This window comes from Bacillus sp. LUNF1, from assembly GCF_011008975.1.
GTDB classification, from domain to species: domain Bacteria; phylum Bacillota; class Bacilli; order Bacillales; family Bacillaceae; genus Bacillus; species Bacillus velezensis.
On sequence record NZ_CP048876.1, the window covers coordinates 1,893,580 to 1,909,702 of the forward strand.

Sequence of the window (16,123 nt, forward strand, 5' to 3'; positions counted from 1 at the left end):
GCGGCATTCATGCCGGGACAGCCGCTGCCCCTGTGATTAGAAATCCAATTTGATTGTGCTTGCGAGATGTTTACTTTTGTTTACTTTTTCGCTTAATTGAATGTCTTTTAAAGGAATGGATGGGTTTCTCATAATCGCCGAAAGGATCATGACGTAATCCTTGTCCAATACAGCAATGGTTTTCTTTTTAAATAGTTTTGTACAGTAATCAAAACTGCCCTGAATCTCATCTTGATCTATTAAGAAGTTCAGCTGTAAATCAAACTTGGCTGCCGTCTCCGTTTGTTCATAAGGTCTGACTGCGAGAGAGTCCACTTCAATATCCGTTTGTTCGGTATTTTGCAGGACAAACATCGTATCAAACAATGGATTGCGGCTTAAGTCCCGTTTCACACCCAGTTTTTCAACTAATTCTTCAAAAGGATACTCTTGATGTTCAAAAGCCTTCAGCATGGTTTCTTTCGTTTCCGTTATATAATCCAAAAATGTCCTTTCTGCCATCGGAGCGGTGCGGATGGCTAATGTATTGACAAACATTCCGATAATGGGTTCCAAATCCGCATGCGGTCTCCCCGCAATAGGGGTGCCGACGACGATATCATCCTGACCGCTGTATTTTGCCAGCAGTATGGAATAGGCCGAGAACAAAATCATGTAAGCGGTCGTTCCAGTCAATTCTTCCAGCTGCTTTATCCCTTGGGTGACAGTCTTATCGAGCGTAAAATTGTGCCTTTTCCCATCAAAGCTTCTAACCGGCGGTCTCGCAAAATCTTTCGGAAGCTCGAATGACGGGAGCTCTTCATGAAATACACCAAGCCAATACTCTTCCTGCTTCTTGATTCGTTCTCTTTGCTCTTTTTGATGTTTCCATTCCGTAAAGTCTTTGTACTGAATACGGAGCGGAGCTAACTCTTTTTCGTCATACATTTGAATCAGTTCTTCGACAAAAATATTCATGGAGGCGCCGTCCGTGATGATGTGGTGCATGTCAAACATAAAAATATTCAGGTCTTGTTCTAACTCGATGAGTCCGGCCCTAAGTAATGGAGCCTGGCTGAGATCGAACGGCCGCACGAAGGTGCGGAAACATTCCTCAACCTCGTCAGCTGTTGCCTTGTATCTTTCCATCGAAAACTCCACTTGCGGTTTGATCACCTGCACCGGTTCTCCGCGGACCATTTCAAAACCGGTACGCAGCGATTCATGACGCTGGATCAGTTTTTGGAAAGCGGTTTGCAGGCGATTCATGTCGAGTTTTCCTTCTAATGTAAGGATTCCCGGCATATTGTAGCTAAGTTCTCCGCCTTCTATTTGTGTTGACAGGTAAACCATCTTCTGCACGGAAGATACAGGATAGACATCTTTTGCTTTGGCTTTCGGAATGTAATCCGGCCCGTTGGTTTCAGCTCCTGCAATTACCTTTGCCATTTCCTCAACTGTCGGACATTGAAAGACTTCTCTTAATGAAATGTTTTTGCTGAATTGCTTATGAATTTTGGCGATGAGCGTCATCCCCCGCAACGAGTGGCCGCCCAAATCGAAAAAGTTATCTTTTACACCTATTTCTTTTACCTTTAAAACGTCTTGCCAGATGCATATCAGCTGCTCTTCCATATTCGTCCGCGGAGCAACGTAGTCGGTTCCCGTTTGCAAACCAGCTTCAGGCATCGGTAATGCTCTTCGATTTACTTTTCCATTGCCGGTTAGCGGCAGTTTCTCCAGCTGGATGAAGTATGAAGGGATCATGTATCCCGGTATTTGACCAGCAAGTTTTTCTTTCAGCTGACTGATCGAGAGTGATTGCTCCGCTGTAAAATAGGCATATAAATCACTTTGGCCATCGGTATTTTCTTTTGCTAGGACAACTGCTTCCTGTACGTGCTTGAGAAGAGCGGCCTCCACCTCACCGAGTTCAACCCGGTAACCGCGGATTTTGACCTGATGGTCCCTCCTTCCCGCATATTCAATGTTTCCGTCAGGAAGGTAACGGGCCAGATCGCCTGTTTTATACATCCGCTGATTCGAGTCATATGGGTGCGGAACAAAAGTTTCGAGCGTCAAAGACTCCCTGTTATGATAGCCTCTGGCCAGGCTCACTCCTGAAATACAAAGTTCACCGACGACTCCGACAGGCTGAAGCGTTCCGGCTTCATTCAAAATGAACATCTCCGTATTTGAAATCGGTTTGCCGATCGGCTGAAGCTCCTGATCTGTATTCGGATCAACGGTATACATGGTCACGACATGCGTCTCCGACGGACCGTAATGATTATGCAATGTGACTTGCTGGCGCGCCAGCATGTCACGCAGCATACTTGTTACGATGAGCTGTTCCCCCGCAGCGATGATGTGATCTACGCACTCGGCAAATGGTTCGAAATAGTGTTTCTCCGAGGCAAGAAGCTTAAGGAACGCTGTCGGAAGAAATGCTGTTTGTATCCCGTGCGTTCTGACAAAATCATTGAGCTGACGTATGTCACGTTTTGCCTCATTGCCGATGATAAAGAGTGTTCCTCCGCTTGAAAGCGCGGAGAACATTTCTTGATAGCAGACATCAAAGCTCATTGCGGCAAATTGCAGCACTCTGTCAAACTGCAGCTGCGTATGATCCTGCTCATAAGCGAGCAGATTCGTCATGGTCTTGTGCTCCAGCTGAACGCCTTTCGGCTGCCCCGTTGTGCCTGACGTGTAAATAACATACATTAAATCATTTTCCGAGCAGGAAAGATTAAGATTGTCTGCTCTGCCTTGATATATCATCGGATCATCAAGCAGAAGCACTTCTCCTTCAAAGAGCGGCGGAATAGCGGGACCTGCACAAGTCAAAAGCACGTCGGCACCGCTGTCTTTCAGCATAAAAGCCCGCCGTTTTTCGGGAAGCTCCGGATCGATAGGGAGAAATGCTGCGCCGGCCTTTAATATGGCTAAAATGCCGATGATCATATTTGCTGAGCGATCCGTGAGAACGGCAACCACCTGATCAGTGCCAACACCTTTATCTTGAAGGACGCGCGCCAGCTGATTAGAACGCTCATTCAGCTGACGATAAGTCAGCGTCTGATTTCCAAACATGATGGCTTCATGGTCCGGATTAAGCACAGCCTGCTGCTCAAAAAGCTGATGAACCGTAGTCGGAATACGTGTTTCTGCTGCAGTATCGTTAAAGAGCTGATGAATGTCTCTTTCCTCTTCCTGGGTCATTATATTCAGACGAGCCAGCTCGGCATCAGGCTGTTTAATAATCGAATCAATCAGCTTCACAAAATGCCCCATCATACGTTCGATCGTTTCCGGTTTAAACAGGGCCGTCAAGTATTCCATCGTGAACTGAATACCCGCCTCTTCTTCCACGGCAGTTAAAGTTAGATCAAATTTCGCCATCGTATGTCCGTTTGGATATGGTTTGAAAGTGACGTCACTTATCTCTAATTGTTCCTGCTCCGTGTTTTGAAGCACAAACATGGTGTCAAACAACGGATTACGGCTCAAGTCTCTGGCGATATTCAGTTGATCGATCAGCGCTTCGAACGGATAATCTTGATGTTCATAAGCTTTTAATGCATTCTCCTTCACCTCGGACAGATACTGAGAGAACGTCTTCCCTTTTTCAGGGTAATTTCTCATGGCCAATGTATTGACAAACATTCCGATAATCGGTTCCAAATCGGCGTGCGGTCTTCCCGCTATAGGACTGCCGACAATAATGTCTTCCTGGCCGCTGTATTTTGAAAGCAATAATGTATAAGACGCAAGGAGCACCATATATAAAGTCGATTCAGTTTGGGATGCCAGCTGCTTTAACCCATCGCTTTTTTGCTTATCAAGCGTAAACTGCATTGTGGCTCCCGCAAAATCCCGTGCCGACGGCCGGATATAATCGGTCGGCAGATGAAGGACAGGAACGTCGCCGCTGTACAGCTCTAACCAATAGGCTTCTTGTTTTTGAATCTGTTGTAATCTCGCTTCGCCGGTCTGCCATACCGCGTAGTCCTTGTACTGGATGCGCAGGGGCGGTAATGTCTCTCCTTCATAAATGCGGATAAATTCTTTGATCAATACGCTCATGGACGTTCCGTCAGAAATAATGTGGTGCATATCAAACATCAGAATTCCGCGGTCAGGTTGAAGTTCAATCAGCCCCACGCGAAGCAGCGGCGGCTCATCCAGGTGAAAAGGACGAATAAATTGGCGGATATAAAGGTGAGCACCATCTTCTTCCCCTTGGTACCACTCTGTTTCAAACGCTGCATGATCCAAGACATACTGAACGGGTTCTCCGTCAGCCATTTTAAAACCGGTGCGCAAAGATTCATGGCGCAAAATCAGCGTGCGGAAGGCTTGCTGCAGTTTGTCACGGTCAAGCTTGCCTTCGACAGCCATCAGTCCCAGCATGTTGTAACTGAGTTCTCCGCCTTCCAAGTGATTCAGGATGTACAACCGTTTTTGTGCTGAGGATACCGGATAATAAGGTCTTTTTTCAATTGCAGGAATCGCAGCATATCCGGTCAGCTCCGTCTTCGTGATCGTCTGTGCGAGCTGTTCAATGGTTGGGAAACGGAAGACGTCCCGCAAAGGAATTTGGACATGCAATTGCTTTTGTATTTTTGCAATCAGCGCCGTTGCCCGCAGGGAGTGTCCGCCGATCTCAAAAAAGTGATCTCTGATCCCCACCTGCTCTAATCCGAGGACATCCTCCCAAATTGCTGTCAGCTGGATTTCTGCCGAAGTTTGCGGCGGGACGTACTCTATGCCGCTGTCACGCTTTTTGACCGGAGCCGGCAATAACTGGCGATTCAACTTCCCGTTTGGAGTCAGCGGCATCTTATCCAGCTGAACAAAATGAGCCGGGATCATATATCCCGGTAAATGCCGGGCCATTCTTTCGCGAAGTTCACTGATCTGTATTGTCTTATCCGCAGCAAAGTATCCGCACAAGTAATATTCATCATCTGCATCTTTAAGGGCAGCTGCGGCGGCTTCTTGAATATCAGGAACGTTCAGCATCACCGATTCGATTTCACCGAGTTCAATCCGAAAACCTTGAATTTTCACCTGATGATCAATCCGGCCGATATATTCAATATTTCCATCCGGCAGAAGGCAGGCCAGATCACCGGTTCTGTACATTCGGTCCTCCGGTACAAACTGATCGGCAACAAATTTTTCGTCCGTCAGTTCCGGCAGGTTCAAGTAACCCCGCCCGACACCGTCCCCTGCAATATACAGCTCGCCTTGGACGCCCGCCGGCTGCAGCCGTTTTTTTGAATCAAGAATGTACATGCGGTTTCTGCCTAACGGCTTGCCTATAGGGACATAGTTTTGGCTGCGTGCCCACGCATCGGAAGAACATTCAATGTTGAACAGAGACGCGTCTACGCAAGTCTCCGTAGGCCCATATACATTGGTAATCCCAGGCGCAGCGCCATGATCGCCGAATAATTGCATGAGCTTATTTACCGTCGTTTTGGAAAGAGCCTCTCCTCCGATTAAAAGATGCCGAAGCGTGACTCCCTGCAAATCACCCGCAGCTATCAAAAGCTTTAAGTGGGCAGGTGTTCCGTCGGTGATGTCAATCGAATGCTGCCGGTAGTAACGGCATAAGGCAGCACCGTCTGACACAATCTCTTTCGGAACAATAAACAAGGTATGTCCTGACAGCAAGGAAGCATACATTTGCTGAACAGAAGCATCGAAATAATATGGAGCGAGCATGGCTACATTCAGCTCCGCCTCATAGGCAGAGTAAATTTGGCGTCGAAGTCCTTCAATCAGGTGAATGACCTGGCGATGTTCAATTAACGTGCCTTTAGGCTTGCCTGTCGTACCGGAAGTATAAATGGCATAGGCCAGTTGACTGGACTGATAAGAGAGTGCAAGACTGCTGTCTTTTTCGTGATAGAAATGTTCCTCCATGAGTTCGATACATGTTCCTGAGAAGCCGATGTCATCCTGCAGCTTCCCGCGGTAAAGCAATACGCTGAGACTTGAATCACTCAAAATATAACGGATGCGTTCAGACGGAGAATCAGGATCTATCGGCAAATATGCGCCGCCCGCTTTTAAAACTCCCAAGATGCCTACAATCATCTCAAGCGAGCGTTCAGTCATAATACCGACAAGCTGATCGTTCCGCACACCTTTTGCCTGCAAGGTTCGCGCAAGCTGATTGGCACGCCGATTCAGTTCTCCGTAGGTGAGTTGTTTATCCTCGAATACAACCGCTGTATTGTCCGGAGTACGTTGCGCCTGTTCCTCGAACAACTCATGAATCGTTTTTTCACGCGGGTATTGCATGTCATTAGACTGAAAGCGGCTGAGCAGATGTTCTTTTTCTTGTTGAGAGAGAAGCTCCAATTCTTCTATTTTGACAGACGGCTGCTGTAATACTTGCTGCATGAGCTGTTCAAAATGTCCGCAGAGCCGTTCCGCTTCTGATTTTTCATATTCATTTTCATTAAAACCGAAATGAACGGCCAGCTGTTCGCCAGGAATAACAACCACATTCAAATCATAGTGGGAGTGTTCCTGCATATGAAAATTCGTAATGTTCAGCTCCGTACCATGATGTCCCGTCTCTTCGACCTGCTGCCCGATCGGATAGTTTTCAAAAATCATGATATGGTCAATCAGGTTCTGCTTTTGTTCCGTTTGGGCCTGAATTTCGTATAAAGGATAGGTATCGTACGATTGGGAAGCCAGCGCGTTTTGTTGAACCATTTGCATCGTATCAGCAAAAGTGCTGTCCTCCTCGCAGCGGATGCGAACCGGAATGGTATTGATGAACAGGCCGATCATCTGTTCCACATCAGGAATTTCCGCCGGCCTTCCCGACACGACACTGCCGAAGACAACATCTGCGGACCCGCTGTATTTCTGTAATAAAATTCCCCATAACGTTTGGATCAACGTATTTAATGTAACCTGATGCTGATTTGCGATCTGCTGTAATTGTTTTGTCTGTTCGTGATCAAATCGGCAGATCACATTGGCATAGGCGTATTCTTTTTGTTCATGCTGCGCTATTTTATGAAGAAGCGTGGTTTCACCTTTATATCCTTCAAGATACCTGCTCCAGTACCGCTTTGCCGCTCCCTGATCTTGGCGGCCAAGCCACTCGATATAGTCGCTGTAAGGAGCTGCCGATGGCGGTTCTGGTTCCCTGCCTTCCTGTAAGGCGCTATAATGATCAAACACTTCCTTCGTGATAAGAGACAGGCACCAGCCATCCATCACAATATGATGGAAGCTCCAAATCAAATGATATTTGCGGTCTTCCATACGGAAAATCGCAATGCGCATCAACGGATCCCGAGCCAAGTCAAATCCTTTTGCCTTGTCTTCTCTTTGATAGGCTGCGATTGCATCCTCTCGCAGGTGCTCCTCTATGTCACGCAAATCTGTAAAATGAATTTGCGGTGTTTGCGTTTTATAGACAATTTGTAAAGGAGTATCGTTCCAGCCGCTGTAAAAACGGGTTCTGAGCACGGCGTATGTTTCAAATAATCGTTCAAGGCTTGCTTTAAACCAATCAATCTTTAACTCTCCCTGCAAATCGAACGATGCTTGTTCAAAATAAGAACTTGAGGCCTCGTCCAGCAGGCTGTGGAAGAGCATTCCTTTCTGCATCGGAGTGAGCGGATACACGTTTTCAACCTCACCTGCATGCGGCAGTTGAATGAGGAGCTGATCCAATTCATCAATGGACATGCCCTTTAACAAAATATCGCTTGGCGTCAGTTCCGATTGTTCTTTATGAACGCAATGCGTAATGATGGACCGCAGGCGGCTTTGAATCGTTTCCGATAACCGCATGATCGTTTCTTTTGCGTACTGTTTGCTGCTGTAGCTGATCGTAAGCCTCAGCCGGCCCTCGGTGATCATTCCGTTTATATTCAATACATACGGTCTTTCTTGATTTTCGCTTGAGTCTGAACCGCAAGAATAAGAAGATAATTGAACCCCATGCTGCTGTAAATCTTGGTCAAACTGTCCCAGGTAGTTAAAGCTGATCTCAGGATTGAGTTTCGATGGCATTCCGCCGCTTAAGTACCTTGCTATTCCATATCCGATCCCTTTATGCGGAATTTGGCGCAATCCTTCTTTGGTCGTCTTGATATAATCAGAGATTTCTTTGCCCGGCTGCGCGTGCAGCACAACCGGATACAGACTTGTAAACCACCCGACCGTGCGGGAGATATCTATATCTTGTATAATCTGTTCTCTGCCGTGTCCCTCTAAATGAATCGGAATTTGTTCCAGTCCTGACCAATGCGATATGGAAAGACCCAGAGAAGTTAAAAGCAAATCGTTTATTTCCGTGTTATAAGCGCGATTCGCTTGTTTTAATAGCAGATCCGTTTCCTCTTTCGTCCATTCCACAGTTGCTGTTTCACTGTCTTTTGCAGTTGTATGGGTTTCATGAAAATCTTTAGGCAGCGGTTTGACATCGGTTTGTTCGATCTTTGTCCAATATTCCTGTTCTTGTTTTATGGTTTCACTTTGCGCGTATTCTGAAAGTCTCTTAGCCCATAATTGGAAAGAGTCTGTTTTTTGCGGCAATTGAATCACTCGCCCGTTCTCGGCTTGCTTGTAGCCGCTAACGATATCTTCCAGTAAGATGCGCCATGAAATCCCGTCTATAATCAAATGATGGATGGCAATGAGCAGATGATCTCCATTTGCGCATTGAAACAACACGGCTTTCATTAACGGCCCATCACTTAAACGCATACTGCTTTGTATCTCATCAGCCTTGGCTTCAATTGTCCGTCCCGGATCGGAATCTTCTTTCAGATTCAGGACTTCTAAGCGGTACAGTCCGCTTTGGGCGATTTCTTCATTCTGCGCCTCGCAGCCATTTTCCGTAGTCCGGAACGTCATGCGGAGCGCATCGTGATGTTCAGCAAGCTTTTGCAGGGTTTGACGAAGCTGCGTTTCCTGAAAACCTTCCGGCGCATGCAGCATGACGGCTTGATTATAATAATGCTGATCTGTTGTTGTTTGTTCGAAAAACCAATGCTGAATAGGAGTCAGGCTGACTTTTCCTTTGACCTCATCTTGATCGGCTATACGCAGATTCTGCTTGATATGCGGACTCAATTCAGCAATTGTTGCATATTGAAACAAGTCCTTGATTTCCATTTTGTATCCTTGCTGATTTAATCTGGAGGATACTTGAATGGATTTAATGGAATCTCCGCCAAGGTCAAAGAAATTATCAAGAATACTGACGTTTTCAGCGCCTAATACCGATTCCCAGGCAGAAACTAATATTTCTTCAGCTTTTGTTCGGGGAGCTTTATACTCTGCTCTGTCCTGCAGTTCGAAATCCGGAGCCGGCAGCCCTTTTCTGTTTATTTTTCCGTTAGAAGTTAAAGGCATTTCATCAAGCTCGATAAAATAAGCCGGAACCATATAACTTGCAAGGGTTTGAGACAATTGTTTCCGGAGCCGGGCTGCCGTTGTTTGCCCGCCGCTCACGTAATATGCACACAATTGTTTAAACCCGTGGACGTCCTCTCTGGCTGTAACGACAGCTTCCTTGATCGCTTCTTCTTGAAGCAGTGCCGCCTCGATCTCGCCTAATTCGATACGATAGCCTCTGATTTTCACTTGTTCATCTATTCTGCCCGCATATTCAATGTTTCCGTCCGCCAGCCACTTCGCCAAATCTCCGGTCTTATACATCTTCGCTCCGGGTTCAAACGGGTCAACGACAAATTTCTCTGCTGTTAATTCGGGACGGTTTAAATATCCTCTAGCCACACCGGCGCCGCTGATATAGATCTCTCCCGGCACTCCGATCGGTGCGGGTTTCATATTCTCATCAAGAACGTAAATGCTCGTGTTTGCCGCAGCGGTTCCGATCGGTACCGATTCCCGTCTGTCCTTTGCGGCATCGTAACGGTAAATCATGCAGCCGACAACGGTTTCCGTCGGTCCGTACTCATTGCATATTTCAATCCGGCCTTCGAACTGTTCATGAATGCTGCGGGCTAACCGGGTGCTTAAGTTTTCCCCGCCCACAATCATTCTTCTGACAGCCGTTTGATCGGCAATGTTCATTTCTTTCAAAACCTGCAAATGGGCCGGGGTCAATTTAATGATATCCACCCTCGGGTCCCGCACAATCGATTCAAGCAGAGCTGTTTTATCCTCTCCGTCATAGACGATGATTGCATTGCCTGTGACAAGCGGCGTGAAAATAGAAGTCACCGTCAGATCAAAAGAAATGGACGAATACAATGGGAAGTTGGCTTTCTCGCCTTTTACATAAACCTCTTTCGCCCACCAAATATAATTGGTCAAGCCTCCGTGCTCGATTAGTACGCCTTTTGGCCGGCCTGTGGAACCTGACGTATAAATGACATATGCCAAATGGCTCACATCATTTATCGGAGCAAGGTCAGAGTCATCTTGGTGATAAGAACTTTCATCATCAAGTAAAACCGTGGCGCCTTCATAGGCAAGCTGTTTCCTGACATCCCGCTGCATTAAAACGATTCCGGCTTGGGAGTCATCCAGCATATACCGGATGCGGTCTTGCGGATATTCCGGATCTATAGGGACATAGGCTCCGCCTGATTTTAAAACGGCAAGGATTCCGACCACCGATTCGATGCTGTTTCTTGTGATGATGGCTACAGGCTGATCCGTCTGCACTCCTTTCGCTCTTAACGTTCGCGCCAGTCGGTTGGCCCGCTTATTGAGCTCTCCGTACGTGAGCTGCCTGTCCTTATCAATGACGGCTGCTTGATCGGGCGTACGCTGCGATTGCTCTTCAAATAGTTGATGAACCGGCGTCTGCGGGAACGGCGCGGCCGTGTCGTTCAGCGTCTGCAGAAGGGTTCTTCTTTCGCCTTCCGTTAACAATTCCGCTTGATCCACCCGGATATCCGCATCTGTCACGACTTGATGCAGGATTTGCATGAAATGTTCCCGAACACGCTCTATGCTTGCCTGATCATACACATTTGCATTGTATTCAAAAGAGATGTTCATCTCGTCGCCCGGTATAACGGTCAAATTAAAATCGTAGTTGGTCTGTTCTTCCATTTGTACGTTGGAAATTTTGATGGATGTTTCGTTCTGGCTGCCTATACTTTCCATATACTGATCAACCGGATAATTTTCGAATATCATTAAATGTGTAATTAAATCTTGCTTTTGCGTTGTACGCGCTTGAATATCGTACAGCGGGTGTGTCTCAAATTGTTGAGACGCTACAGCCCTTTCCTGCGCCTCTTTCATAAGCTCAGCAAACGTTGTCCCGGCTTCACATCGGAACCGGACGGGAATGGTGTTAATGAATAAGCCGATCATGGTTTCCACGTTTGGAATTCCAGCAGGTCTTCCGGATACAACACTTCCAAACACAACGTCCCGGCTACGGTTATATTTCTGCAGCAAAACCGCCCATGCCGTCTGCAGCAGCGTGTTCAGCGTGACATGATGCTTGCCTGCCGTCCGCTTCATTTTCGAAGTGAGATCGGAGCTTATGTCACACGTCACTTTTTCAGGAACGTATCGTCCGTCTTCCGCTGCATGGTGATCCTTAGGAAGGCCGGTTTGCTCCTCATATCCCTCCAAGTACTGATCCCAATAAGCCGCGGCCTCTTTCGCATCTTGCCGGCCGAGCCATTCAATATATTGACTGTACGGAGTAATTGATGATTGTTCAGGCTGCTTTTGCTGAAGCAAGGCAAAGTAATTCTCGAATATTTCTTTTGTAATCAGCGGCAGGCACCAGCCGTCCATCAAAATATGGTGGAAACTCCAGATAAAACGGTATGTCTTTTCATCCGTACGAAGGATGAATAACCGCATTAACGCGCCTTTTTCTAAGTCGAACCCCCGCATCTTATCTTCTCTGGCATATTCCTGAATCATCGCTTCTTTTTGTGATTCCTTCATCTCTCGTAAGTCATTGAATTGAAAACCGATTTTTTTCGTTTTGAATATGATTTGGAGCGGCTGATCTTTCCAGCCTCTGTAAAAATTCGTGCGGAAAATGTCATATTTTTGCGATAAGCCGTCCAAGCTTTTTGAAAATGAATCAATCTCCAGATCTCCATGCAGATCAAACATCGTTTGCTGAAAATAAGCACCTGAATTCGGATCAAATAAGCTGTGAAACAGCATGCCCTTCTGCATCGGCGTTAATGGATAAATATTTTCCGCTTCGCCTAATTCACGCGTCTGCTCCAAAAGCTGTTCCAGTTCATCGATTGAGATGTCTTTTAACAGGATGTCACTTGGTGTGAGAGAAGTCTGCTGCCGGCTCACGCAATGCGCAATGACTTCTTGCAGACTTTCTTTCAGCCCCCGGGCAAATTGCGCCATAGTAGATCTTTCGTATTGTTTGCTGCTGTAGCTCAGTGTCAGTGATAATGTCCCTTCGGCAATCATGCCGTTCAAATCAAGCACGGCCGTTCTCTCTTGGTTTTCGTTCATTGATAACCCTGTGGAAAAAGGCGAGATGCGTAAAGCCTGGTGCTTCAGGTCTTGGTCAAATTGTCCCAAATAGTTAAACGATATCTCCGGATTCAGCTGCAGGCTGTCGGCTTCCGGATGCCCGGATATATATTTGATGATGCTGTAATTCATTCCTTTGTCAGGGATGCGGCGCAGCCCTTCTTTTACGATCTTTATCCGCTGCGACAGGTTTTTTCCGGCTTCCATCCTCAGGACGACAGGGTACTGGCTTGTGAACCATCCTATCGTGCGGGAAATGTCAGCATCCGGAATAATCGGTTCTCTCCCATGGCCTTCCAAATTTACGACAATGTCTTCCGTGCCTGTCCACTTGTGAACAGCCAGCCCTAACGAAGTCAGCAGCAGATCGTTGATATCCGTGTTGTAGGCGCGGTTCGCATGTTTTAATAATTGCTCCGTTTCCTCTTTTGTCCATTGAATCGTCACTTCTTCGCTGTCTCTTAATAACGATCCTTCGCTGATAGTGTCCTTAGGCAATGGCTGAGGCTTTATACTTGAAAGCTCAGTCCAATACGCAATCTCCTCTTCCATATCGGTTTCCGCCGCATATTTGGACAATTGATCGGCCCAGAATGGAAACGAGTCTGTTTTTTGCGGGAGCTGGATTGTTTGTCCGCGTTCTGCCTGCTCATATCCGCTTGCAAAATCTTCGAGTAAAATACGCCAGGATACTCCGTCAATCAGCAAATGATGAATTGCAATCAGCAAATGATCCCCGTCCGGACATTGGAACAAACCGAGCTTCATCAATGGCCCTTTGTCTAATACCATGCTGCTTTGAATCTCATTCGCTTTATCGGCAATCGCTTGAGCCGGATCGGTTTCCCCTTTATAATTCATCACTTCCAGATGGTATAGTTTACTTTCATCTGTTCCTGTAATTCGCGGAGCATATCCATCCGGCGTTTTTTCAAAAATCATCCTCAAGGCATCGTGATGCGACGCGATCCGTTCCATCGTCCGGCGAAGCGGAGCCTCTTTAAAGCCTTCCGCCGAATATAACATGACGGCCTGATTGTAATGGTGTGCATGCGGCATTTTTTGCTCAAAAAACCAATGCTGTATCGGGGTCAGCTTGGTTCCGCCATTCACTTCTCCTTGATCAGCCACCCTGCTGACCGGCGCTACAAACTGACTAAGTTCAGCAATCGAGGGGTGTTTAAACAAATGCTTCATATCAACCTTGTATCCGGCTTGATACAATCTGGATGACACCTGAATTGATTTAATCGAATCTCCGCCAAAATCAAAGAAATTATCCGAAATTCCTATACGTTCTGCCCCTAATACTTCTTGCCAGATGGACACCAGCAGTTCTTCTATTGTGTTCCGCGGGGCTATGTATTCGTATTCCGCCCGCGTATTTTCGTCAGCAGCAGGCAAAGCTTTCAGATCAATCTTCCCATTTGAAGTGAGCGGAATGCGTTCCAAAGGGATAAAGCGGGAGGGAATCATATAATTCGGCAGTTCTCGGGATAAGTCTTCTCTGAACTGCGCAGCGGTCAAAGAAGGCTCGCCGACATAATAGGCATACAATTGTTTGGCCCCGTCTGCGTCTTCCCGCGCGACGACTGCGGCTTCACGAACGTTTTCCAGATTGAACATGGCTGCCTCTACCTCGCCGATCTCAATCCGGTAGCCGCGAATTTTCACTTGATGATCAATCCGCCCTAAATATTCGATTCTTCCATCCGGCAGCCATCTGGCGAGATCCCCCGTTTTATACATCTTTTGACCAGGGACATGCAGATGCTCCACAAATTTTTCCTCCGTCAATTCAGCCCGATTGAGGTAGCCGCGGGCCACTCCCGCTCCTCCGACATACAGCTCTCCCGGTACGCCGATCGGCTGGATTTGATGGTGCGCTCCTAAAATATAAGCTTGATGGTTGGCCACCGGGCTGCCGATTGTGATCTGTTCATCAGCGGACTGAACAGGGTGAAATGTAGATACCACGCTGTTTTCTGTCGGTCCGTATTCATTATTGATCCGAATGCGAGGCTGCAGAGAATGCAGCTTCTCAACTGTATCTGTTTCCAGCTGCTCACCGCCTACAACAACATGCTGAACATGGATGAAATCCTCTGCGTTCATCTGTTCAATCATCGTTTTCAGAAGACGGGGAGAAGTTGAAAAATGAGTAATTCTCTCTTGTTTTATGGCATTTTGAATGGCGAAAGTTTCTTTATTCTCTTCATTAGGCAAAAGGTGCAAAGTTGCTCCTGAGATGAGCGGGCCGAAGAAGTTTAAAATGAACGCATCAAAAACATACGGGTACAAGACAAGCACGCGATCCGCCGGAGAATGCTTGAAAAACGCCTTCTTCCATTGGAGCGAATTCACAATGCCGCCGTGTTCAACCATGACCCCTTTCGGCTTTCCTGTTGTACCCGACGTATAAATGACATAGGCTAAATGGCTGTGTTCCGCTATTGGTGATAACAATGAGCAATCGGCATGGTATGATGTTTCATCATTCAAATCAATCACCCGGCCGTCAAAGGCGAGGCTGTTTTTTAAATGTTGCTGAACAAGGAGAACGTCTGCATCCGCATCATGAAGCAAATATTGAAGCCGCTCTTTTGGATATTCAGGATCCAGGGGCACATAAGCGCCCCCTGCCTTCCAAACGGCTATAATGGATACGATCATTTCTAATGAACGATCAGCGAGAATGGCGACTAACGTATCGGGTTGAACCCCGCAATTACGCAATGTTCTTGCCAAACGGTTCGCCTTCTCATTCAGTTCCCTGTACGTCAAATGGTCGTTTTTAAACTTGACGGCCGTATGCTCAGGCGTTCTTTCTGCTTGCTCTTCAAATAATTGATAGACTGTTCTGCTCCCGGAGAAATCTGTGCCGGTGTCGTTAAAATCAAACAATAGCTTCTGTTTTTCCGCTTCCGGTAAGATCTCTGCCGTATGGATCGCGGCTTGAGGCTGAAACAGAATCACAGACAGCAGCTGATCCAAATGGGATACAATTTGATTAATATAGCGCTCATCGTACAGATTGCCGTTATAAAAAAGCTTCAAATGAATCCCGTTGTTCTCCAAGTCAAAGTGAAACAGCGTATCGGTTGCAGTATCTTCTTTAAATTGCAAGGAATGAATTTCGTTAAGCGAAACGACGGTATGAATCAAAGGCATATGCTCGTCATTGTATTGCACGCTTAAATGCCGGACCATTTTTCTAAACGGCAGGTTTTGATTTTTCAGAGAATCATTAACGGCTTCTTTCAGCTGCCCGAATACGGTTTTAAATGTGCTCTCGTTTGAAAGCGTATTTTTTAAGAGAACAATGTTGTTAACGGCTGACTGACCGGCTTTTTGCTTCGATACCGTTGGAATGCCAAGAATCAGGCTCGTTCGATCCGTATATTTATACAACAAGCATTCAATACCCGCCAATAAAATCAGATAGGCCGCCATATCGGAATGATTCGCCATTGTCATGATTCTTTGAGATACTTCCGGAGATAAGGAACGGCAGATGCATTTTTCCTGGTAGCCGGTACGGGCCAACGACGCTTTATCCGCTGCTTTAAAGTAAGGGAATGCGCTTAGGCCGTCTTCTTCATCAAACAGGTTTTCCCAGTACGTTTCTTGAGTTTTAAATACCGACATT

General features: G+C 46.6%; 1 protein-coding gene. It reads right to left on the reverse strand.

All coding sequences use genetic code 11. From position 1 onward, the window contains the following. Positions 1–36: 36 nt before the first annotated feature. Positions 37–16,122, reverse strand: a complete 16,086-nt coding sequence (locus G4O42_RS09210) for a non-ribosomal peptide synthase/polyketide synthase (protein ID WP_032875088.1) — start codon at positions 16,120–16,122, stop codon at positions 37–39. Position 16,123: the final 1 nt, after the last annotated feature.

What these genes read in the sequence shown, in the direction of transcription:
- G4O42_RS09210 (WP_032875088.1), bottom strand. Translation starts at nt 16,122, where the DNA reads ATGTCGGTATTTAAAACTCAAGAAACGTACTGGGAAAACCTGTTTGAT.